Annotated in this window: 17 protein-coding genes; 4 read left to right on the top strand and 13 right to left on the bottom strand. The window is 73.5% G+C overall.

The genetic code is table 11. From position 1 onward, the window contains the following. Positions 1–13 precede the first annotated feature (13 nt). From AMK27_RS24235 to AMK27_RS24225, 3 genes are all read right to left on the bottom strand, one after another. Positions 14–694, bottom strand: a complete 681-nt coding sequence (locus AMK27_RS24235; RefSeq protein ID WP_073912134.1) for an AIM24 family protein — start codon at positions 692–694, stop codon at positions 14–16. A gap of 14 nt (positions 695–708) precedes the next feature. Beyond that, positions 709–2373, bottom strand: coding sequence for a TerD family protein (locus tag AMK27_RS24230; RefSeq protein WP_073912133.1), 1665 nt, complete (start codon positions 2371–2373; stop codon positions 709–711). Positions 2374–2552: 179 nt separating this feature from the next. Next, positions 2553–3128, bottom strand: a complete 576-nt coding sequence (locus AMK27_RS24225) for a M48 metallopeptidase family protein (protein ID WP_073912130.1) — start codon at positions 3126–3128, stop codon at positions 2553–2555. A 225-nt stretch (positions 3129–3353) separates the two neighbouring features. On the opposite strand from AMK27_RS24225, the gene AMK27_RS24220 reads away from it, so the two are divergent. Further along, complete coding sequence (locus AMK27_RS24220; protein WP_073912128.1) at positions 3354–4493, top strand: TOMM precursor leader peptide-binding protein; 1140 nt, start codon at positions 3354–3356, stop codon at positions 4491–4493. A gap of 68 nt (positions 4494–4561) precedes the next feature. After that, positions 4562–5911: an ABC1 kinase family protein gene (locus AMK27_RS24215; protein ID WP_073912125.1), complete on the top strand. Its 1350-nt coding sequence runs from the start codon at positions 4562–4564 to the stop codon at positions 5909–5911. A gap of 6 nt (positions 5912–5917) precedes the next feature. Here AMK27_RS24215 and AMK27_RS24210 read toward each other — a convergent pair whose 3' ends face one another. From AMK27_RS24210 to AMK27_RS24190, 5 genes are all read right to left on the bottom strand, one after another. After that, positions 5918–6100 carry a hypothetical protein gene (locus AMK27_RS24210; RefSeq protein ID WP_055600984.1) on the bottom strand — a complete coding sequence of 61 codons (183 nt, stop codon included), beginning with the start codon at positions 6098–6100 and terminating at the stop codon, positions 5918–5920. 123 nt (positions 6101–6223) lie between these two features. After that, positions 6224–6547, bottom strand: a complete 324-nt coding sequence (locus AMK27_RS24205) for a hypothetical protein (RefSeq protein ID WP_055600983.1) — start codon at positions 6545–6547, stop codon at positions 6224–6226. Beyond that, positions 6544–6915 (bottom strand): WhiB family transcriptional regulator, encoded by a 372-nt coding sequence (locus tag AMK27_RS24200; protein WP_073912123.1) that lies wholly within the window; start codon positions 6913–6915, stop codon positions 6544–6546. The genes AMK27_RS24205 and AMK27_RS24200 overlap by 4 nt, the downstream gene beginning before the upstream one ends. Before the next feature lie 173 nt (positions 6916–7088). After that, positions 7089–7439, bottom strand: coding sequence for a hypothetical protein (locus AMK27_RS24195; RefSeq protein ID WP_107425658.1), 351 nt, complete (start codon positions 7437–7439; stop codon positions 7089–7091). Positions 7440–7611: 172 nt separating this feature from the next. Continuing rightward, positions 7612–9789 (bottom strand): ATP-dependent DNA helicase UvrD2, encoded by a 2178-nt coding sequence (locus AMK27_RS24190; protein ID WP_198955935.1) that lies wholly within the window; start codon positions 9787–9789, stop codon positions 7612–7614. A 147-nt stretch (positions 9790–9936) separates the two neighbouring features. Between AMK27_RS24190 and AMK27_RS24185 the strand changes: the two genes are divergently transcribed. Further along, positions 9937–10179, top strand: a complete 243-nt coding sequence (locus AMK27_RS24185) for a mycoredoxin (protein WP_073912119.1) — start codon at positions 9937–9939, stop codon at positions 10177–10179. Positions 10180–10572: 393 nt separating this feature from the next. After that, positions 10573–11649, top strand: a complete 1077-nt coding sequence (locus AMK27_RS24180; RefSeq protein ID WP_198955934.1) for an acyltransferase family protein — start codon at positions 10573–10575, stop codon at positions 11647–11649. 131 nt (positions 11650–11780) lie between these two features. On the opposite strand, the gene nudC is transcribed toward AMK27_RS24180, so the two are convergent. From nudC to AMK27_RS24155, 5 genes are all read right to left on the bottom strand, one after another. Further along, entirely contained in the window at positions 11781–12728 is a 948-nt protein-coding gene (gene nudC, locus AMK27_RS24175) for an NAD(+) diphosphatase (protein WP_073912115.1), read from the bottom strand. A 35-nt stretch (positions 12729–12763) separates the two neighbouring features. Next, positions 12764–14191: a dipeptidase gene (locus AMK27_RS24170; RefSeq protein ID WP_073912112.1), complete on the bottom strand. Its 1428-nt coding sequence runs from the start codon at positions 14189–14191 to the stop codon at positions 12764–12766. Between the two features lie 10 nt (positions 14192–14201). After that, positions 14202–17681, bottom strand: coding sequence for an ATP-dependent DNA helicase (locus AMK27_RS24165; RefSeq protein WP_073912109.1), 3480 nt, complete (start codon positions 17679–17681; stop codon positions 14202–14204). Between the two features lie 135 nt (positions 17682–17816). Then, positions 17817–18626, bottom strand: a complete 810-nt coding sequence (locus tag AMK27_RS24160) for a hypothetical protein (RefSeq protein ID WP_073912106.1) — start codon at positions 18624–18626, stop codon at positions 17817–17819. A gap of 87 nt (positions 18627–18713) precedes the next feature. Beyond that, entirely contained in the window at positions 18714–22304 is a 3591-nt protein-coding gene (locus AMK27_RS24155; protein ID WP_073912103.1) for an ATP-dependent DNA helicase, read from the bottom strand. Positions 22305–22446 lie beyond the last annotated feature (142 nt).

Raw genomic sequence — 22446 nt, 5'->3', positions numbered from 1 at the left:
TTCTCGCTCCCCCTCAGCCCCGGACCCGCAGGCGGTCGGTGCTGTCCTCGCTCGGCTGTACGACGACGATGCCCTGGCCCGAGAAGGCCATCTGGAAGGCCTCGCCGCTGCCCCGCCCGATGAGGGAGGAGGCCTTGAAGCTGCGCTTGCCCTTGACCTTGAGCGACGGCGACCAGGCGACGAGCGCGTCGGGGTCGACGTACGTCTCGTCGTCGCCGCGGCCGCAGTCGACGACGATCGGGGTGCCGCGCGAGGTCAGGGCGACCCAGCCGGTGCCGGCGATCTCGACGTTGAACAGGCCCTGGCCGGCGAACTTGGCGAGTCCCTTGACGCGCTCGACGCCCCACTGGAGGTGCGCGTCGAAGGCGAGCAGGTTGGTGCCGTTGACCGAGATCGAGTCGTTCTGCAGGTTGATCACGACGACGTCGGCGCCGTAGTCGGCGAGGTAGAGCAGTCCGTCGCCGGAGCACTTCATGAGGGGCGCGCCCTCGCCGGTGGCCCACTGCTGGGCGACCTGGCGGGCGGCGGGCGGGTTGGGCTCGTAGGTGATGTAGCCCTCGTAGGAGACCATCGAGCCGGTCCGGGCGTAGAGGTCCTGGCCGGAGGCCATGGCCACCTGGAGCATGGCGCGGCCGTGGTTCTCCATCCGGGCCGCGACGGGGGTCGGGGCGTAGCCCGCGAATTGCTGGTTCATGACTTCGGGCTCCCTCAGACCTCGTAGGGCTGGACGACGATGAAGTTGCCGGGGGCGCCCCGGAACTGGAGGTTCACGGTCTCTCCGCTGTGGCCGGGGTAGGCGTTGCGGCGGAGCCGCACCTGGCTGGAGAGGATGACCTGGGACGCGGAGGACCACGCCACGACGGCGTTGCAGTCGGCGAAGGTGGTCGGCGTGACGGGCAGCACCACGGGCACGCCGTGGGTCTTCACGACGACGGTGCCGGTGCCCTGGAACTGCATGGTGAACAGGGCGCCGCCGGGGATGCCGTGGCCTTCGATGCGCCGCACCTCGTACTGCAGGGACTCGTCGAACGCGAGGACGTTCTCCGCGGAGACGCAGATGCCGTCGCCCTGGAGCTCGATCGGGTGCAGATGGGCGCCCTCCTCGGCGAGGAAGAGCTGGCCGCGGCCGGTGCAGCGCATCAGCTGCATCTCCTGGCCGGTGGCGTTGCCGACGATCCGGCCGGTGAAGCCGGCGCCCTTGTGGGAGAAGTCGACCTTGCCCTGGTACATGACCATGGAGCCCTGCCGGGCGAGCACGGGCATGCCGCCCATGGCCAGGTCGACCCGCATGAGCTGCTGGTTCTGCGGGGTCCAGCGGGCGCCGGTGGGGGTCTCCTTGTACGGCGCGAGCGCGGCGGTGAGGCCCGCTCCGGTCGCCGGGACGCCCTGCGGGACGCCGGGCTGCTGGCCGTACGACGGCTGCTGACCGTACGGGGCGGGGGCGGCCTGGCCGTAGCCGGGTGCCGGCGGCTGCTGACCGGGGTACTGGCCGGGCACCTGCGGCGGCTGCTGGCCGGGGTACTGGCCCGGAGGCTGTCCCGGGACCTGGCCGTACGACGGCTGCTGGCCGTACGGGGCGGGTGCGGGCGCCGGCGGCGGGACCGGGGCGGGTGCCATCGGTGCCACCATGGTCGGCTGCGTGTGCACCGGCTGAGCCGGCGGCACGGGCGCGGGCGGGGCCGGCGGCCCGCCGAACGCGGGCGCGGGTGCGGGCGCCGGGGGTGCGCCGAAGGCGGGCGCGGGCGCCGGTGCCGGTGCCGCGGGGGCGCCGAACGCCGGGGGCGCCGTCGCCTGCGGCGGCGGTGCGAAGCCGGGCGCGGCCTGCGGCTGGGCGGCGGGCTCCTCCTCGGCGACCTCGCCGCCGAAGTTCCGCAGGAGCGCGTCGAGGCCGCCGTCGAAGCCCTGGCCGACGGCGGCGAACCGCCAGACGTCCTTGAGGTAGAAGTCGCCCAGCATCACCGCGCGCTCGGTGCTGAACTCCGCGCCGGTGAAGGCGTACCGGGCGACCTCTTCGCCGCCCGCCACGATCCGCAGGTGGCCGGGGCCGATCTGCGACATCTGGCCGGCGCCGTCGATGGTCGCGGTGAACGACAGCTTGTGGATCTGGGCGGGGATGCGGTCGAGAGTCACGCGGAAGGACTCGGTGTCACCGGACTGCGCCCCGAGCAGCTGGACGGACTCCTCGGGCGTCTTCGGCTGGTTGAAGAAGACGAAGTAGCGGTCGTCGGAGAGCCGCTCGTCCGCGTCGAGTCCGAAGCAGCTGATGTCGAAGGTCAGTCCGGGCGCCGCGATCTGCACACCGATGTACAGATCGGTACCCGCGGTGAGATCACTGATCTTGGCCTTGTGGCCGCGTTGGAATTCCCTGGCCATGCGTAACGACCGTCCCCCATCCCGAATGGCGAATGCTCGCGCCAGGCTAGCCGCTGAGTGCGACATTGAGACAGCGCAGGTCGTTTTCGGTACGGAATCGGGAAACCGCGGTCACGCGCGCGTGCCATCGGGGTCACTCCCCGCAAGCGGACGGGGAGATTCCGGACAAGCCGGCGGTGTCACTCCTCGCGAGCGCCCGGAGGGTGCGGCAGGCGCTCGGCGGCGACCACGCCCTCCAGGTAGCCGCGGGCCCGCTCGGTGCGGGGGTACGCCTCCAGGAGCCGCCAGAACCCGGGGCCGTGCCCGGGGACGAGCAGATGGGCCAGCTCGTGCAGGAGGACGTAGTCGACGACGTATTCGGGCATGCCCTGGAGCCGGTGGGAGAGCCGGATGCTGCCCTCGGAGGGGGTGCAGGAACCCCAGCGGGTGTTCTGGTTGGTGACCCAGCGCACCGAGCTGGGGCGGGCCCGGCCGCCGAAGTACTGCTCGGACAGCCGCAGCGACCGCTCGGTCAGCTCGCGGTCCCCGAGGACGCTGCGGCTCTCCTGTGCGGCGAGTTTGTCCAGCATCACGCCGACCCAGCGGCGCTCCTCCGCCTCGGACATCCGGGCCGGGATCAGCACCACGGTCCGGTCGCCCTCGCGGTAGGCCGAGACGGTTCTGCTCCGCCGTGGGCTTCTGCGGACCTCGACCGCACTCGTCCCCGCACCGCGGTGCGGCTTGTCGGTCACGCTGCGCTGTGGGTCGGCGGGCACGGCCCCGACGTTACCCGCTGTCAGCGCGGGAAGTCCCGCCTCCGGAGTGGTTTCGGCAACGATCCGCTCACACCCCGCGCGATTCGAATGACTAATCCCCTGACCTGTGGACAACTTTCGGCGGCCGTCACGGCCGCGGGGCATTCTCGACACGGGCGGCGAAAGGCCGTCGCCGACGAAGTTGTCGATCTTGAAGTCGTCGATCATGAATGCGGGGCGGGGGAAATGCATCCGATGGTGAAACCGGCGCTGCGGCGCGCCTGGCGGAGTCTGCGCAGCGTGCAGTTCGGGGTGACCCCCGCGCACGCGGTGGTGCTCGATCCGGTCGACGGGGCGACGGGGACCCTGCTCGGGCTGCTCGACGGCACCCGCGGCACCGAGCTGCTCCGGGCCGAGGCGAGGACCCTCGGCCTGCCGTCCGGACGGCTCGACGCGCTGCTCGGGCGGCTCGAGTCGGCGGGACTGCTCGCCGACGCCGCGACCGGACGGCCGGGGAGGGCCGGGCCGGCGGCCGGCGCGGTGGACAGCGCCCTCGATCCGCTCCGCGCCGACCTCGCCTCCCTCTCCGTCGTCCACCCCGGGCCGGACCGGGCGTTACGGACCCTGGCGGCCCGGCGGGCCGCGCGCGTCCAGGTCCGGGGTGCGGGGCGGGTGGGGGTGATGGTGGCGGCGCTGCTCGCGGCGGCGGGCACGGGCTCGGTCGAGGTCGTCGACTCGGGCCGGGTCGAAGCCTGGGAGACGGCTCCGGGCGGGCTGCCGGCCGAGGCGGTCGGCGAGCGCCGGGCGACGGCGGCCCGCCGGCTGGTCAACCGCTGGCGGAGGCCGCGCGTTCCGGGCCGACCGGGTGAGGGCTCCGGCGGGGTCGGGCTGTCACTCGTCGTGGTGACGCCGCGGGACGGTCTCGGCGCGTACGTCCCCGATCCGCTTCCGGCTCAGCGGTGGGTCACCACGGGGACCCCGCATCTGTACGCCGGGGTCCTGGAGGCGACGGGAGTCGTCGGGCCGCTCGTCCTGCCGGGCGGCACGGCGTGCGCGCGGTGCCTTCAGGAGGAGCGGACCGACCGGGAGTCGGACTGGCCGCGGCTGCTCGCCCAGTGGCGCTCCGGGGCCCGGCATCCCCTGCCCGCCTGCGACCTGGGGCTCGCGACGGCGGTGGCCGGTCTCGCCGCCGCGCACGCGCTGGCCTTCCTCGACGGGGATCTGCCGGCCAGCACCGGTAGCCGCTGGGAGGCGTCGCTGCCGCTGCTGGAGTGGCGGGAGGAGCGACTGAGACCTCATCCGGCCTGCCCCTGCGGAGCAGCGCGCCGCGGAGAGGGGGAGCGAGCCTCGGCAGCGGGAGGCACGCAGGACACAATGGCGGGGTAACGGCCCTGTGCGGGACGGCAGGGGTGACCGACCTGCGCGGCACGGCAGTCTGGGTTTTGGAGGGGCGTATGTCTGATCTTCCCCGGAAGGCGGTCACTCGGACCGCCAAGTTGGCGGCGCTGCCGCTCGGTTTCGCGGGCCGGGCCACCTGGGGCCTGGGCAAGCGGATCGGCGGGAGATCGGCGGAGATCGTCGCCCGCGAGCTCCAGCAGCGCACGGCCGAGCAGCTGTTCAAGGTGCTCGGTGAGCTCAAGGGCGGCGCCATGAAGTTCGGGCAGGCGCTGTCCGTCTTCGAGTCGGCCCTCCCCGAGGAGGTGGCCGGGCCCTACCGGGCGGCGCTGACGAAGCTCCAGGACGCGGCGCCGCCGATGCCGACGCGCACCGTGCACGCCGTCCTCGAGGAGCGGCTGGGCGCCGAGTGGCGGGAGCTGTTCCTGGAGTTCGAGGACAAGCCGGCGGCGGCCGCGTCGATCGGGCAGGTGCACCGGGCCGTGTGGCACGACGGGCGCGAGGTCGCGGTGAAGGTGCAGTACCCGGGCGCCGGGGAGGCGCTGCTCTCGGACCTGACGCAGCTGAGCCGCTTCGCCCGGCTGCTGGGCCCGCTGATTCCGGGGATGGACATCAAGCCGCTGATCACCGAGATGCGGGACCGGGTCTCGGAGGAGCTGGACTACGCCCTGGAGGCGGCGGCCCAGCAGAAGCACGCGGAGGAGTTCGCCGACGACCCCGACGTGCTGGTTCCGGCGGTGGTGCACCGGGCGGACCAGGTCCTGGTGACGGAATGGATGGACGGCATCCCGCTCGCGGAGGTGATCGCGGACGGTACGGAGGAGCAGCGGGACCGGGCGGGCCAGCTCCTGGCCCGGTTCCTGTTCTCGGGACCCGCGCGCACCGGTCTGCTGCACGCCGATCCGCACCCGGGGAACTTCCGGCTGCTTCCGGGCGCCGACGAGGGCGAGGGCCCGGAGGGCTGGCGGCTCGGGGTGCTCGACTTCGGCACCGTGGACCGGCTGCCGGGCGGGCTGCCGGAGACGATCGGCACCTGTCTGCGGATGACTCTGGAGGGCGAGGCCGAGACCGTCTACGAGCTGCTGCGGGCGGACGGCTTCGTCAGGAAGTCCGTGGCACTCGACCCCGACGCGGTCCTGGAGTACCTGCTGCCGATCATCGAGCCGGCCGAGGCGGAGTCCTTCCTGTTCACCCGGGGCTGGATGCGCACCCAGGCGGCCCGCATCGCCGACCCGCGCTCACCCGCCCACCAGTTGGGCAAGCAGCTCAACCTGCCGCCCTCGTACCTGCTGATACACCGGGTGACGCTGAGCACCATCGGGGTGCTGTGCCAGCTGAACGCGACGGTGCGGCTGCGGGCCGAGCTGGAGGAGTGGCTGCCGGGCTTCGTGCCGGCCGCCTCGGACTGACGGGGGTCACCACCAGGAGGAGTCGAGACGGCCTTCGATCGCTCGGATGTTGGCGCGGGCGCAGTCCTCGCAGAAGTAGCTGCGCCGGCCGTTCTCCACCGAGCAGGTCCAGGTCAGCGGCAGGGTGTCGGCCGTCTTGCCGCAGCGCGCGCAGACGAGGGGCCCCTCGGGGGTACGGGCGTCGTTCACCCTCGTGACGATAACCCGACGAAGCGCCGGGGACCCGACAACGCACCGCGGGGGCCGGTCCGTTCGGACCGGCCCCCGCGGGGGCGCCCCTGAGGGCGCGGTGTGATCACTGCGTGGCGGTCGTCAGTGCATGACGGCCATGGCCAGCGCGCGGCGGGCGCGCAGCGAGACGCGCTCGGCGCGGCGCTGCATGCGTCGGGCGGCGACCAGGCGCACGGCCTGGCGTTCCGCGTCGGCCTCGCGGTGACGCTCGTGCATATGGGCACGGGCGAGGGCTTCTGGGGCGAGTTGCATTTCACGGGTCCTGTTCTGACGCGCGGTGGGCGCGGCGGAGGGGAAGAAGACTGGGGTCGCGGAGCCGGCGGGCTCGCTGGTGGAAGAGGTCATCGGGGCCTGCTTCTGGGGATCGTGCGTGAGGGGGCGGTCGATGGTTCCGGTGGCGCTCATGCCGCGACCGGGTTCTTGCGCGGACGGCCACGGGGCCGCTTGCGGGCGACGACCACGCCCTGGACGAAGAGCTCGCCGCCCCAGACGCCCCACGGCTCGCGCCGCTCCTGGGCGCCGGCGAGGCAGGCGGCCACGAGCGGGCAGGTCCGGCAGAGGGACTTCGCGTACTCGACGTCGGCCGGGGACTCCGCGAAGAAGACCTCGGGGTCGTAGGCGCGACAGGGGACGGGGACGCCGAGGTTCTCGATGGCGTCGTCGAGCGCGGTGAGCGTGCTGAGGGGGGTCAAAGTGGGGTCCTCCGTGGGGCGGCCGGGCTGGGCGATCGGTGCGGAAGGCGGTACGGACGGGGCGTGCGCTTCGAGTTGCACGGTGGTCTTTCCTCGTCTGGTCTTTCCGGCCTGTTGACCGGGGTTTCGGCTGGTACCGGGGTGTTGCTGTCCCGAGGCGTCCTCGTGTCGTCGTCCCCGTTCGAGGACAAACAAAAGGGCCGCGGATCCCGGGTGGGGTTCCGCGGCCCTGAAGGCGCCGGTCTGATCATGGATCAGACTGGATCGCTCCAGGGTTCGAGCCCACGGAAGGCCCACATCTTGTGGTGGTGCGTCGTCGTCTGCTGGGTGCCGGCACCGGTCGCCGCAAAGGCATAGGCCGTGGCCTTGCCCGCTGCTCCTGCTTCCAGTGCCTTGGTCGGTCGCTCATTGCGAAGCTCCACGGCAGGCCGCAGACCGGCACCGGCAAGGCCGGAGACGGGCAGACCGGTGCCAATGAACGCCGAGGCGGAGAGGCCGAGCGAGCAGGCGGAGACGACGGAGCGATCGGTCATTTTGACGGTGCTGACGGAGCCGGCACGGCTGATGAAGCTGGCGGTGCTGGTCTGAATGACGTTGCTGATCACGTGGAATCGCCTCCTCTCGGCGTCTCGGAGGGCTCGGGTGCGAGCCGGACCCTCATGTTTATTTGGACAAGTACAGCACAGAGACAGGGCTTCTCAGAAGCCGCTGTTCCGTGGTTAAGAACCTATGGGGCTTGACGGGGCGGGCGCAAACTATTTTTCCCACGAGTTTTTCTCACCCGTCGTCATGGCCTGCCCCACCGTCCCCACCTGCGCAGATGGCCAGGACATCGGTGCCGAAGCGGTCGAGCTTGCGGGCGCCGACGCCGGAGATCGAGGAGAGTTCCCCGCCGGTGGCGGGGACCCGCTCGGCGATGGCCATCAGCGTCTTGTCGGTGAACACGCAATACGCCGGCTGGCCGAGCTCCCTGGCCTGATCGGCCCGCCAGTCGCGGAGCCGCTCGTACAGCGCCTCGTCCATGTCCGAGGGGCAGTCCTCGCAGCGCATGAGCTTCATGGCGCCGGCCTCGGTGAGGGTCGCCCCGCAGACCCGGCAGAGCACGGGACCGCGCGGCTTGCGGCGACCGGCGGCGGCGCCCCGTTCGAAGGAGCCGGACCCGCCGGAGGCGACCGTGCCGAGGGAGCCGGAGCCGGGCCGCAGGCCCTTGAGGAAGCGGCTGGGGCGCCGGGAGGCCCGGCCGCCCGGCGAGCGGGAGAGCGCCCACGACAGCGTGAGGTGGTGCCGGGCGCGGGTGACGCCGACGTAGAGCAGGCGCCGCTCCTCCTCGATCTGCTCGTCGGTCTTGGCGTAGGTGATGGGCATCATGCCCTCGGTGAGGCCGACCAGGAAGACGGCGTCCCATTCGAGGCCCTTGGCGGAGTGCAGCGAGGCGAGGGTGACGCCCTGCACGGTCGGCGCGTGCTGCGCGGCGGCCCGCTCGTCGAGCTCGGCGACCAGGTCGGAGAGGGTGGCGCCGGAGCGGGCGCGGGCGAAGTCCTCGGCGAGCCGGACCAGGGCGGCGAGGGACTCCCAGCGGTCGCGGACGGCCCCGGAGCCGGCGGGCGGCTGCGAGGTCCAGCCCTTGGTCGAGAGGACGGCCCTGACCTGCGCGGGCAGGTCCTCGGCGTCGTCGAGGAGGGAGTCGTTGCCCCCGGCGCGGGCCGCGCCGCGCAGGGCGATGCCCGCCTCGCGCACCTCCTGGCGCTCGAAGAAGCGCTCTGCGCCGCGCAGCTGGTAGGGCACTCCGGCGTCGGCGAGCGCCTGCTCGTACACCTCGGACTGGGCGTTGATCCGGTAGAGGACGGCGATCTCGCCGGCCGGGACGCCGGCGGCGATGAGGTCCCGGACGCGGCGCGCGGTGCCCTCGGCCTCGGTCGGCTCGTCGGCGTACTCCGTGTAGACGGGATCGGGGCCGGGGTCGCGCTGGGAGATCAGCTCCAGGCGGTGCTCGGCGGCCCGGCCGCGGGCCTGGCTGAGCAGTCCGTTGGCGAGGTGGACGACCTGGGGGGTCGAGCGGTAGTCGCGGACCAGTTTGACGACCGTGGCGCCGGGGTGGCGGGTGCGGAAGTTCAGCAGGTGGTCGGGGGTGGCTCCGGTGAAGGAGTAGATGGTCTGGCTCGCGTCGCCGACGACGCAGAGGTTGTCGCGGTCGCCGAGCCACAGGTCGAGGAGCCGCTGCTGGAGCGGGGAGACGTCCTGGTACTCGTCCACGACGAAGTGCTGGTACTGGCCGCGGATCTGGTCGGCGATGTCGTGCCGGTCCTGGAGGATGCCGACGGTGAGCAGCAGCACGTCCTCGAAGTCGATCACCGAGCGGTCGCGCTTCAGCTGCTCGTACATCGCATAGATCTGGCTGATCTCCGCCGGGTCGCGGGGGGCGTCCCGGTGGGCCTTGGCGACGATGGCCGGGTAGTCGGCGGGGACGGTCTGGGTGACCTTGGCCCACTCGATCTCTCCGGTGACGTCCCGCAGCTCGTTCCGGTCGAGCCGGATCCGGCAGCGGGCCGCGGCGTCGGCGACCAGCTGGATCTTCCGCTCCAGGAGCCGGGGCAGATCGCCACCGACTGCTTTCGGCCAGAAGAACTGGAGCTGCCGGAGGGCCGCGGAGTGGAAGGTGCGGGCCTGGACTCCGCCCGCGCCGAGCTGCCGGAGCCGGCCGCGCATCTCGCCCGCGGCGCGGTTGGTGAACGTGACGGCCAGCACACTGGCGGGCTGGAGTCTGCCCGACCGCACCCCGTACGCGATGCGGTGGGTGATCGCCCGCGTCTTGCCCGTGCCGGCGCCCGCCAGCACGCACACCGGGCCGGTCAGGGCCAGGGCGACCTCGCGCTGCTCCGGGTCGAGCCCGTCGAGCACCGCGTCGGCCGTCTCCGGTACCTGCGGGAAGAGAGTGGAGTGCGTTGCTGCTGTCACCCCCCAATGCTGCCAGGTCCGCCGAGCTTGCCGCGGAGGCTTGTCCACAGGGGGCGGCCGCGGTCATACGAATTCCGGGAATGGCCGGGACACGGCGTACGTTCTTGCTCTCGGCACCCGTCAGCGAACCAAGAGGAGCGCCTCGCCATGCAGGGCACTGTGACGATGTACAGCACCACGTGGTGCGGCTACTGCCGTCGGCTGAAGAGCCAGATGGACCGCGAGGGCATCGCGTACACGGAGATCAACATCGAGCAGGACCCCGACTCGGCGGCCTTCGTCGAGAAGGCGAACGGCGGAAACCAGACCGTTCCGACCGTCCTCTTCCCGGACGGTTCGACCCTGACGAACCCGAGCCTCGCCCAGGTGAAGCAGGCGCTCAGCGTCTGAGCCACCCGGCCCCGCGCATCCACGGAACCCCCGACCGGTGACACCACCGTCGGGGGTTCCGTGCGTGCGGGGGGGGGCGGTGGCCGCGTCCGGGGCGGCGGGGAGATCCCGAGGGGTTCGGGTGAAGATCGCGAAACGCCCTTGCGGAGACCGCGAGGAACAGCGGCGGACCGGAGGCGACACGGGCCGATCGGGAGGTACCGTACGACGGGATTTCGCCTGAGCGAACCCCATGAGCGCCCCCCTGCCGTGAAGAGCATCACACACGACCCCGTCTTTGTGCGGCTTCCGTCGGCGCACCTATGCTCTCCTCCCGACCGAGATTTGCGACTGCATATCCAGGTGGGATTCCTCTTGCTCAACCAGACAGCCCCTGCCCCTCTCGCCTCACCCGTGTCCGTGTCCCTGGGTCGCGCGCCGGGCACCCGGCCGGACGCCACGGGCCGAGGCCGCGGACGTCTCCACGTCCTCGACGGCCTGCGCCTCGTCGCCGCCCTCATGGTGGTCGGCTACCACTACCTCGCCTTCGGGGAGGGCTGGCCCGAGCCGGTCGAGCAGCTCTTCCCCCGCACCTACTCCGTGGCCTCGTACGGCTACCTCGGCGTGGAGTTCTTCTTCCTGATCAGCGGCTTCGTCATCTGCATGAGCGGCTGGGGCAGGCCGGTGAAGGAGTTCTTCGTCTCCCGTGTGGCGCGGCTCTACCCGGCGTACTGGTTCGCCGTCGTCGCCACGTCCGTCACCGTCACGGTGATCCCCGGCGGGCGCGAGCACGTGCCCTGGAACGACATCCTCACCAATCTGACGATGCTCCAGGAGCCGCTGGGCGCCGAGTCCGTCGACCCGGTCTACTGGACCCTCTTCGCCGAGCTCCGCTTCTACCTGCTCTTCACGGCGCTCGCCTGGTGGGGTCTGACCTACCGCCGGGTGCTGCTGTTCTGCTGCGTGTGGGGAGCGGCGAGCGTCCTGGTCTCCCCGGCCGAGCCCGGCCCCCTGAAGCTGCTGGTGATGCCCGGGTACAGCTGGTTCTTCATCGCGGGCATGGCCTTCTACCTGATGTACCGGTTCCGCCCGAACCTGATGCTCTTCGGCGTCGTCGGGGTCAGCTACTGCGCCTCGCTCGCGCCGTCCATCGAGAGGGCCAAGGAGCTCACCTTCCTCGGCGACCGGCCGGCGTGGCCCGTGCTCGTCGTGCTCGCCGCCTTCTTCGGGCTGATGGCGCTCGTCGCGACCGGCAGGCTCTCCGGCATCCGCTGGCGGTGGCTGCCGGTGGCCGGGGCGCTGACCTATCCGCTGTACCTGCTGCACGAGGTCATCGGCTGGGAGCTCTTCGCGCGCTTCGGGGAGCGGGTCACCCCCTGGGTGCTGCTCACCGCCGTACTGCTCGGGATGCTCGTGCTGTCGTACCTGGTCCACCGTCTCGTCGAGCGGCCGCTCGGCCGGAGCCTCAGGAACCACCTGCTCCGTCGGTGAGCACCGCGGAGACGTCACCGTCCGCACCGCGGAGACGTCCCGCCCGCACCGGGGGGGGCGTCCCCGTCCGCACCGCGGAGACGTCCCCGTCCGGCCGTGCGGGCGGGGACGTCCTCAGGTGCGGGAGCGTCTCAGATCACGTCGCCGGGCTTCGGCAGCGGCTTGCCGTACCAGCGCTCGATCAGCCGGGAGGCGATCGAGATGCCGTACGGCGGGAGCACCTCGCCCGACTCGAAGGCGGCGGCCAGGTCGTCGCGGGAGAACCAGCGGGCCTCGTGGATCTCCTCGCCGTCCACGTTGATCTCCGAGGAGGTCGCGCGGGCGAAGAAGCCGAGCATCAGGCTGGACGGGAACGGCCAGGGCTGGCTGGCGATGTACTCGACCTCGCCGACCGTGACCCCGGCCTCCTCGAAGACCTCACGGGCCACCGACGCCTCGATGGACTCGCCGGGCTCGACGAAGCCGGCGAGGGTCGAGAAGCGGCCCTCGGGCCAGTGGACCTGGCGGCCGAGCAGCGCCCGGTCCTCCTCGTCCGTGACGAGCATGATCACCGCGGGGTCGGTCCGCGGGTAGTGCTCGGCGCCGCACGCCTGGCAGCGGCGGATGTGCCCGGCGGCGGCGATCACCGTGCGCTCGCCGCAGCGCGAGCAGAAGCGGTGGAGGCGCTGCCAGTTCTCCAGGGCCACCGCGTGCACCATGAGGCCCGCGTCCCGGTCCGACAGGAGCAGTCCGGCCTCGCGGAGCCCGGCGGGCCGCGCGGACTGGTCCATGCGGCCGGGAAGGGAGTCCTTCTGGAGCGCGAAGTAGGAGACGCCGTCGGCGTCAGTGCCCAGGAAGTAGCGGTGGGTCTCGGTGACCGGGGCCTCGAAGGCCGGGGTCATGACGAGTTCGGTCCTGCCGTCGGCCGTGTCGTCGATCAGCACCTGGCCCCCGGAGACCACGAAGACCCGCGTGGTGGGGTGGCTCCAGGCCGCCGCCAGCCACGCCTCGTCGAGGCGGTGGTGCGAGGCGCGGTCGATGCCGCTCGGAGCGGTCAGCGAGATCGGGCGGTCCGCTGACGCGTTCTTCAAGGTGCTCACAGGTGCTTCCAACTCCCCCGGATCGGTGTGTGGGTTCAGCGCTCGGCGACGGTGACCTGTGCGAGGGCGGCGGACAGGTCACCCCACAGATGAGCGGTCGTCTCGACGCCCTTCATGAGGAGATCGAGTTCGATCTTCTCGTTGGGGGCGTGCCAGCCGTCGGACGGGACGGAGATGCCGAGGAACAGCACGGGTGCCTCCAGGACGTCCTGGAGGTCGGCGGCGGGCCCCGAGCCGCCCTCGCGGGTGTAGCGGACCTTGGCGCCGTCGAAGGCCCGGCTCATCGCCCCGGCGACCGCCTTGAGCGCGGGGTGGTCGAGCGGGGTGAGGCAGGGGCGGGTCGGGGCGCCGAAGACGATCTCGTACCGGATGCCGGCGGGGACGAGACCGGCGAGCCAGTCCCGTACGGCGAGCTCGATCTTGGCCGGGTCCTGGCCGGCGACCAGCCGGAACGACAGCTTGAGCTGGGCGGAGGCGGGGACGATCGTCTTGCCGCCGGGGCCCTGGTAGCCGCCGCCGATGCCGTTGACCTCCGCGGTGGGGCGGGCCCAGACCCGCTCCAGGGTGGAGAAGCCTGCCTCGCCGAGGGTGCCGTGCGACTTCGCCGTGCTCAGCCAGGCGGCCTCGTCGAAGGGCAGCTCGGCGACGAGGGCGCGCTCGGCGTCGCTCAGCTCGGTCACTCCCTCGTAGAAGCCGGGGATCGCCACGTGCTCGTCGGCGTCGTGGAGGGCGGCGACGATCCGGCCGGCGACGGTGGCCGGGTTCGGCACGGCGCCGCCGAAGGAGCCGGAGTGGATGTCCTGGTCGGGGCCGTACAGCTCGATCTCGCAGTCGGCGACCCCGCGCATGCCGGTGCAGACGGTGGGGGTGGTCTCGGACCACATGCCGGTGTCGGAGACGATCACGGCGTCGGCGGCGAGGCGCTCGGCGTGGGTCTCGACGAGGGCGCGGAAGTGCGGGGACCCGGACTCCTCCTCGCCCTCGACGATCAGCTTGAGGTTGACCGCGGGCGCGGTGCGGCCGGTGACGGCGAGGTGGGCGCGGACGCCGAGGGTGTGGAAGAACACCTGGCCCTTGTCGTCGGCCGCCCCGCGCGCGTACATCCGTCCGTCGACCACGGTCGGCTCGAACGGGTCCGTGTGCCAGCCGTCCTCGCGGGCGGCGGGCTGCACGTCGTGGTGGCCGTAGACCAGGACCGTGGGCGCGTCCGGGTCGTCGGAGGGCCATTCGGCGAAGACGGCGGGGGCGCCGTCCGTCTCCCAGACCTCGACCGTGGTGAAGCCGGTCCCGGTGAGCTTGGCGGCGAGCCACTCGGCGCTGCGCCGTACGTCCCCGGCGCGGTCCGGCTGCGCCGACACGGAGGGGATGCGCAGCCACTCCGCGAGGTCGCCGAGGAAGGCGGCACGGTGCTGCTCGATGTACGTGCGTACGGCGTGGACGGCGCTGTCCGGGGTCTCGCTCATGCCCCCGAGCCTATCCGGCGCCCGGGGGTGCCCCGCCCGGCAGGAGGGCCTGCTCGGCGTCGGGGGCCGGCTCGCCGAGGAGGAGGGCCTCCAGCTCGGCCCGGCCGGGCAGCCGGGTGGGGCGGGCGACCTCGCCCGTCCGCACGTAGACGAAGGCGGCGGCCACGTCCTCGGGCGCGAGACCGTGCTGCTCGGCCCAGGCGAGCCGGTAGATCGCGAGCTGGAGCGGGTCCGCGCTGCGCAGCCGGCTCGTCTTCCAGTCGACGATCTCGTACGCGCCGGAGTCCGGGTCCCGGTAGACGGCGTCGATCCGGCCCCGGACGACCCGGCCGCCGAGCGAGAGGTGCACGGGGACCTCGACGCGGTACGGGGTGCGCCGGGCGTACGCGGTGCGGGCGAAGGCCTCCTTCAGCTCGTCGAGGTCCCGCTCGTCGAGGATCTCCGGCTCCCCGGCGAAGTCCTCCCCGCCGGGCAGGTCCTCGGGACCGAGGAAGGGCAGCGGCAGCTCCTCGAAGCGGGACTCCACCCACGCGTGGAACCGGGTGCCCCGGCGGGCCGCCGGCTGCGGGGCCTTCGGCATGGGCCGGGCCAGCTCCTGGGCGAAGCCGTCGGGGTCGGCGGCGAGGCGGAGGACCTGGGAGGCGGAGAGGTACGCGGGGAGGACGACGTCACGGGTGGTGGCGCGGGCGCGGCGGAGTTCGGCGGTGAGGGCGGTGAGGTCGCGGTCCCACGAGGCGACGGTCCTCGTGTCCTCGGGGGTGAGGGCGCCGTACGGCTCCGAGTCCGGGTACTGATCCGAGTCCGGGTCCGCGGGCGGGGCCTCGGGCTCCCGGGGGGCCGGGACCGCGTCCATGTGGGTGTCCTCGGGCAGGGCCTCCTCGTCCCAGTCGGGTTCCTCCTCGTCCGGCCAGAGGTCCTCCGGGTGCGGGTCCCGGGCGGCGGGCGCCGCGCCGACGGGGTGGTGCGCGCGGGTCCCGTCCTGCGGAGCGATGTCCCGCAGCCGGGCGCGGACGAGCTCGGCCGCCTCCCTGCGGCGCCCGAACGACTCCCCGTCCAGCGGGAGCGGCCAGGTCCCCTCGCTCTCCGGCTCCGCCAGGGTCGGGTTCTTCGCGTCCTTCTCCGGCTCCTCCGCCCATGCCTCGATCTCCCCGTGGCCCTGCTCGCAGTGGGCGTACAGGGCCTGGAGGAAGTCCGACGGGCCCCGAGGCTTCTTCTGCGACGGGCCCCACCAGTGGGCCGAGCCGAGGAGGAGGCTGCGGGGACGGGTGAAGGTGACGTAGCCGAGACGGAGTTCCTCGGTGTGCTGGTGGTCCCGCATTTCGTTCTTGAAGGCCGTGAGGGCCTTCGCGTTCCAGGTGTCGACGGTCGGCAGCGTGGCCGCGTCGCCGCGCAGGGCGTGCGGGAGCACCTGCGGCTGCGAGGTCCACGACTCGCGGGCCCGGGCGCTCGGGAACTGGCCGGTGACCAGGCCGGGGACGGCGACGACGTCCCACTCCAGGCCCTTGGACTTGTGGGCGGTGAGGACCTTGACGGTGTTCTCGCCGCCCGGCAGGGCGTTGTCGAGGCCCTTCTCGAACTGGACGGCCGTGCGCAGGAAGCCGAGGAACGCGAGGAGGCTCGCCTCGCCGTCCAGGGAGGCGAAGCCGGCGGCGACGTCGAGGAAGTGGCCGAGGGTCTCGCGGCGGCGGGCGGCGAGCGCGTGCGGGGAGGCGGAGAGTTCGACTTCGAGGCCGGTCGCGGAGAGCACCCGGTGCAGGACGTCCATGAGCGGGTCGGCGAGCGAGCCGCGCAGGGCGCGCAGCTCGGCGGCGAGGCGGGCGAAGCGGACCCGGGCGTCGGTGGAGAAGGCGAGGCCGTCGTCGGCCGCGCCGCCGGAGTCGAGGAAGGTGTCGAGCGCGTCGGCGAGGGAGACGACCTCGGCCGGGTCGACGCCCTCGACGGCGGCGGCCAGCCGCTGCTCGGGGTCGGGGTCGTCGCCGCCCCGGTGGACGAGGTGGCGGGCCCGGCGGCCGAGGAGCGCGAGGTCGCGGGGGCCGATGCGCCAGCGGGGGCCGGTGAGGAGGCGGACCAGGGAGGCGTTGGCCCCCGGGTCCTGGAGGACCTCGCAGACGGCGACCAGGTCGGCGATCTCGGGCAGGTGGAGGAGGCCGGAGAGGCCGACGACCTCGACGGGTACGTCCCGGGCGACGAGGGCCGCGTGGATGGCGGGGAAGTCGGTGGCCGTGCGGCACAGGACGGCGATCTCGCCGGGCTCCCGGCCGGTGCGGACGAGGTGGGCGAGGGAGTCGGCCAGCCAGTCGATCTCCTCGGCGTGGGTGGGGAGGAGGGCGATGCGGACGCTTCCGTCGTTCTCGGCGCCGGGCGCCGGGCGCAGCGCCTCCACGCCCGCGTGCATGGCGCGCAGGGGCGCGGCGAGTCCGTTGGCGAGGTCGAGGAGGCGGCCGCCGCTGCGCCGGTTCTCGGAGAGGGCGTAGCGGTCGGCGGGGCTGCCGTCGGCGTGCGGGAAGTGCTCGGGGAAGTCGTCGAGGTTGGCGACGGAGGCGCCGCGCCAGCCGTAGATGGCCTGGCAGGGGTCGCCGACGGCGGTCACCGCGTGGCCGGTCGGCCGCTGCGCGGCGCCCTGTCCGAAGAGTCCTGAGAGCAGCAGCCGCTGGGCGACGGAGGTGTCCTGGTACTCGTCGAGGAGGACGACGCGGAACTCGTCGCGGAGGATCTCGCCGACCTCGGGCCGGGTGGTGGCGAGTTCGGCGGAGCGGGCGATCTGGTCGCCGAAGTCGAGCAGATCGCGGGAGCGCTTGGCGGCCCGGTAGCGGACGACGAGGTCGAGGAGTTCGCGGCGGGCGGTGGCGGCCTCGGGGATCTTGCGCAGCTCGGCGTTGCTGAGCTTGGCCTCGGCGAGGGCGGTGAGCAGCGCGGAGTCGTACGAAAGGAGTCTTTCCGGCGCTACGAGGTGCTCGGCGAGCTCGGCGTCGAGGGCGAGCAGGTCGGTGATCAGGGTCGTGAACGAGCGGGTGAGCGCCGGGTAGGGGCCGGGGGCCTCGCGCAGGACGCGGGCGGCGAGCTGATAGCGCGTGGCGTCGGCGAGGAGCCGGGAGGTGGGTTCCAGCCCGATGCGCAGGCCGTGGTCGGTGAGGAGCTGTCCGGCGAACGCGTGGTACGTGGAGATCCGGGGTTCGCCCGGGGGGTCGTCCGGGTCGATGACGTCGGGGTCGGTGACCCCGGCGCGGACGAGGGCGGTGCGGACGCGCTCGGCGAGCTCTCCGGCGGCCTTGTTGGTGAAGGTGAGTCCGAGGACCTGCTCGGGGGCGACCTGGCCCGTGCCGACCAGCCAGACCACCCGGGCCGCCATCACCGTCGTCTTGCCGGAGCCGGCTCCGGCCACGACGACCTGCGGGGCGAGCGGCGCGGTGATGCAGGCCGTCTGCTCCGGGGTGAACGGGATGCCGAGGAGCTCCTTGAGCTGCTCGGGGTCGGTGATGCGTGCGGTCACCTCAAAGAGGCTAACGCGGCGGACCGACAGTCCGGCCCGGTCCGGCCCGGATCCGGCGAGGGATCCTCGTCACGCGGGCGTGCTGCCGCGGCCCGCCTCGTCACGCGTGCGTGACCCTGGCGCGAGGGGATCTCGTCACGCGGGCACGCCCCCGTCCAGCTTGGACAGGTCCACCGTCTCGTCGGCCGGCGGGACGACCACGCGGACGGGCTTGTCGTAGTCGGAGAGCACCATCGCGCCCGGTTCCTCGCCACCGGCCTTGACCATCTTCAGGATGTACGGCTTGCCCTCCCGGGACACGGACACGGTGGTGGTCTCGCCTTCGGCCTTCTTCTTGACCAGGGTCGCGACGGGGGTGCCGCCGACCTCCGCGTCGGGGCCCCTGGTCAGCCCCCGGCGCTCCTCCTCGTCCTTGCCGAGGTCGGCGAGGAGCGACTTCAGGTCGCAGACGCCGCTGAGGTCGGCGCTGCCGGCCTGCCCCGGGGCGATCTTCAGCCAGCGGCCCTTGACCAGCTCGACCGTGGCGTCGATCTGGGCATCGGGCATGCCCTGGGAGGCCATGGAGACGCGCCAGAAGGCCTCGTCGCCCTTCATGTAGGTGATCCGGTCGATCTTGCGGAGCTCGGCCTTGCCGCCCTTGATCCTCATCACGCCCGTGCACTCGTCGCGGTCGTTGACGGCGAAGTCGATGTCGAGAGGCTGTCCCTCCGTGAACACCCGGCCCGTCATCCGGAGCGAGGTCGCCGACCGGGTCGCGGTGACCGCCTTGTCGCCGATCTCGTCGGCGGTGAGACCGGAGAACGGATCGGGCGAGGGTGCCGCCACCGAGGGCGCGGCGGCCGCGGTGCCGGTCGTCGCGGCCCAGGCCGCGACGGGTGCGGGCCCCGTGACGACGGCGACGGCGCAGACGACGGCCGCGGCGCGGAGCTTTCGGTGGGACGCCATGCGAGCCTCCTCACGGTTTCCCCGATCCCTGTCCACCAGGGTCTCCCCGCGTGCGCGTGCCCGCGACTCCGCGCCCGGGCGGCGCCGTCAGTCGACGACCTGGCGGCCCTCCGGCTGGGCGCTGCACGAGGCGCGGAACGAGCAGGTCGCGCAGTGCTGGCCGGTGGTGGGGGTGAAGCGCTCGTCGAGGACCCGGCCCGCGGCGTTGGCGAGCAGTTCGCCGACCCACTCCCCGGCGAGCGGTTCCTGTGCCTGGACCTTGGGGAGGGCGTCGCCGCCCTCCTTCTGCGGGGCGGCCTGCCGGAGCTGGACCAGTTCGGCGCCGCCGGGCTCCGGCCGCCGCCCGTCGAGGACCTCGTCGAGGGCGCCCTCGCGGACCGCGAGCTGGTAGACGGCGAGCTGCGGGTGCTGGGCGACCTCGTCCCTGGTGGGGGCCGACTTGCCGGTCTTGAAGTCGACGACGTACGCGCGGCCGTGCTCGTCGGTCTCGACGCGGTCCATGGAGCCGCGGATGCGGACCTCGTACGCGCCCGCCTCCAGGGTCACGTCGAAGCCGTGCTCCGAGGCGGCCGGGGTGCGGCCGCCCCGGTCCATGACGTGCCAGCTGAGGAAGCGTTCGAGCGCCACGCGCGCGTTGGCCTTCTCCTGGGCCGACTTCCAGGGGGCGTCGAACGCGAGGGCGTCCCACACGGAGTCCAGCCGGGCCATGAGGACGTCGAGGTCGGCGGGGGTGCGGCCGGAGGCGACCTCGTCGGCGAGGACGTGGACGACGTTGCCGAAGCCCTGGGCGGCGGTGGCGGGGGCCGCGGCCTTGACCTCGCGGCCCAGGAACCACTGGAGGGAGCAGGTGCTCACCAGGTTGTCCAGGGAGCTCGGCGAGAGGGCGACGGGCCGGTCGCGGTCGCGCAGCGGCTCCGGGCTGCGGGTCGGCTCGAACAGGCCCCACCAGCGGTCCGGGTGCGCGGCCGGGACCAGCGGCTGGCCGTCCTCGTCGGTGAGGGCGGCGAGTTCGGCGAGGCGGTGGGCGGCGGCGTCGCGGAGCTCGGGCGAGGCGTCCGGGTCGACGGTGGTGGCGCGCAGCTCGGCGACGAGCGCGGAGACGGCGAGGGGGCGGCGGGGGCGGCCGGGCACGTCCTTCGGCTCGGCGCCGAGTTCGGTGAGGAACCGGGAGGGCTGGTCGCCGTCCTCGGCCGCGGCCTTCACGGCGGTGACGACGAGCCGGTCACGCGCGCGCGTGGCGGCCACGTAGAAGAGGCGGCGCTCCTCGGCGAGGAGGGCGCCGGGGGTGAGGGGCTCGGCGAGTCCGTCGCGGCCGATGCGGTCGGCCTCCAGGAGGGAGCCGCGGCGGCGCAGGTCGGGCCAGAGCCCCTCCTGGACCCCGGCGACCACGACGAGGCTCCACTCCAGGCCCTTGGAACGGTGGGCGGTCATGAGGCGGACGGCGTCGGGGCGGGTGTGGCGGCGGGTGAGGGTGTCGGCGGCGATGTCCTGCGCGTCGAGCTCTTCGAGGAAGTTGAGGACACCGCGGCCGCCGACGCGCTCCTCGGCGCGGGCGGCGGTCTCGAAGAGGGCGCAGACGGCGTCGAGGTCCCGGTCGGCGTTGCGGCCGGCGGGCCCGCCGCGGAGCGCGGCCCGTTCGAGCCGGCCGGGCCAGGGGGTGCCGTTCCAGAGCACCCAGAGGGCCTCCTCCGCGGTGCCGCCGTCGGCGAGGAGGGTGCGGGTGTCCCGGAGCAGGTCGCCGAGCCGCTTCGCGCCGCGGGTGTGGGCGGGGTCGTGGGCGGCGAGGCGCTCGGGTTCGGCGAGGGCGCGGGCGAGGAGCACGTCGGAGGGCGGCGGGACCTTGTCGCCCGCGGCGCGCGCCTCGTCGCGCAGGGCGCGGCCGAGGCGGCGGAGGTCGGCGGGGTCGACGCCGGCGAGCGGGGAGGCGAGGAGTTCGAGCGCGGTCTCGGTGCTCAGCCACGTGCCGGCCGGCTGCGCCGGTGCCGCGTCCGGGGACGGGACGTCCTCGTCGGGCTCGGCTTCGCCGGACTCGGCGGGCTCGCCGGGCTCGGCAGGCGGCTGGTCCGGGAGGTCCCGGCCCGCCGGAAGGTCCCGGCCCGCCTCGGGCCTGCCCGCAGAGAGGTCCCGGTCCGTCTCGGACCTGCCCTCCGAGACGTCCTGGTCCGTCTCGGACCTGCCCTCCGAGACGTCCCGCCCTCCCGCGGGCCTGCCCGCCGGAAGGTCCCGGCCCGCCGCGGGCCTGCCCGGGGCCTGCGCCACCGCCCTCAGTGCCAGCAGCAGGGGGGCGACCGCCGGTTCGTGGCGGAGCGGGGTGTCCGCCGCGTCCGTCTCCACCGGGACGCCCGCGGAGGTGAGGGCGCGGCGGAGCGACGGGAGGTGGGCGGAGGCCCGGGTGAGGACGGCCATGTGGTGCCAGGGGACGCCGTCCTCCAGGTGGGCGCGGCGCAGCAGGTCGGCGATGTTCTCGGCCTCCGCCGACGCCGTCGGGTACGTGTACGCCTCCGCCTGTCCGCCGTCCCGGGCCGCGGTGAGGTCGCGGTGGGCGCGGACCTTGTCGGCGGGGAGCCGGGGCATCGGCATCCGCTGGGCGAGCAGCCGGGTCGCCCCGAGGAGCCGGGCGCCCGAGCGGCGCGCGGTGCGCAGGACCCGGACGTCCGCTCCGCCGAAGGTCGCGGGGAAGTCGAGGATGCCGTTCACGTCGGCGCCCCGGAAGGCGTAGATGGACTGGTCGGGGTCGCCGAAGGCGACGACCGTGCTCCCGCCCGCCGGCCGGCGGGCGGGGCTCGCGGAGGCCGTTCGGGCGGCCGCCGCCGAGCCGCCCGCGAGGGCGTGCAGCAGCCGGACCTGCGCCGGGTCGGTGTCCTGGTACTCGTCGACGTAGATCGCGTCGTACGCGGGCAGGCTGATGTCCTCGGCGAGGAGTACGGCCCGGTGGACGAGCTCGGTGTAGTCGAGGACGCCCTGGAGGTCGAGGACGTCGAGGTACTCGGCGAGGAAGCCGGCCGCGGCCTTCCAGTCGGGTCGGCCGACCCGTTGGGCGAAGTGGGCGAGGGCGTCCGGTCCGAGGCCGAGTTCGCGGGAGCGCGCGACGACGGCCCGCACCTCGTCGGCGAAGCCGCGGGTGGTGAGGCAGGCGCGGAGTTCGTCGGGCCAGCGGATGCTCCCGAGCCCGGCCTTCTCCAGGTCGATGTGGCCGGCGAGGAGTTCGCGGACGGCGAGGTCCTGCTCGGGTCCGGAGAGCAGCCGGAGGGGTTCGGCGAAGAGTTCGGCGTCCTGGTGGGCGCGGATCAGGGCGTAGCAGTACGAGTGGAAGGTGGTGGCCTGCGGCGGGCGGCGGCCGCCGAGCCGGGCGGCCATGCGGTCGCGGAGTTCGACGGCGGCCTTGCGGCTGAAGGTGAGGACGAGGAGCCGTTCGGGGTCGGCGCCCTTCTCCATCCGGGCGGCGACGGCCTCGACCAAGGTCGTCGTCTTGCCGGTGCCGGGGCCGGCGAGGACGAGAAGAGGTCCGCCGTCGTGGTCAACCACTTCGCGTTGGGTTGCGTCCAGCTGAGGGGAATCCATCGGGGCCGGCGTGGTACGCACCAGTCGGTACGCGCCCGGGTTCCGCGGCCGTCCCGAACCCGGGTACGGCTGTCCCTGGTACGGCGGCGTACGCCGGGTGGTCGAGGAGGTACTCACGTGGGTCGCCGGTCCTGGTGGGAGTGGTGGTGCGGGTGAGGCGGCCGTCCGCCGCGGCCGGCCGGCGGGCTCGTCGGCCCGCCGTCGCCTCGGGGGACGCGAACGTCGACGTTACGCGAAACGGCCCGCCGCCGAGCCGTAC

The sequence above is a fragment of the Streptomyces sp. CB02009 genome (genome assembly GCF_001905825.1).
Classification (GTDB): domain Bacteria; phylum Actinomycetota; class Actinomycetes; order Streptomycetales; family Streptomycetaceae; genus Streptomyces.
Note: the sequence above shows the minus strand (reverse complement) of the source record. Positions and strands in the feature narration are given on the sequence as shown.

Coding starts and splice junctions, on each gene's coding strand:
- AMK27_RS24230 (WP_073912133.1), bottom strand. CDS start 2,373: ATGGCCAGGGAATTCCAACGCGGCCACAAGGCCAAGATCAGTGATCTC.
- AMK27_RS24185 (WP_073912119.1), top strand. CDS start 9,937: ATGCAGGGCACTGTGACGATGTACAGCACCACGTGGTGCGGCTACTGC.
- AMK27_RS24235 (WP_073912134.1), bottom strand. CDS start 694: ATGAACCAGCAATTCGCGGGCTACGCCCCGACCCCCGTCGCGGCCCGG.
- AMK27_RS24160 (WP_073912106.1), bottom strand. CDS start 18,626: ATGGCGTCCCACCGAAAGCTCCGCGCCGCGGCCGTCGTCTGCGCCGTC.
- AMK27_RS24220 (WP_073912128.1), top strand. CDS start 3,354: ATGCATCCGATGGTGAAACCGGCGCTGCGGCGCGCCTGGCGGAGTCTG.
- AMK27_RS24205 (WP_055600983.1), bottom strand. CDS start 6,547: ATGAGCGCCACCGGAACCATCGACCGCCCCCTCACGCACGATCCCCAG.
- AMK27_RS24170 (WP_073912112.1), bottom strand. CDS start 14,191: ATGAGCGAGACCCCGGACAGCGCCGTCCACGCCGTACGCACGTACATC.
- AMK27_RS24215 (WP_073912125.1), top strand. CDS start 4,562: ATGTCTGATCTTCCCCGGAAGGCGGTCACTCGGACCGCCAAGTTGGCG.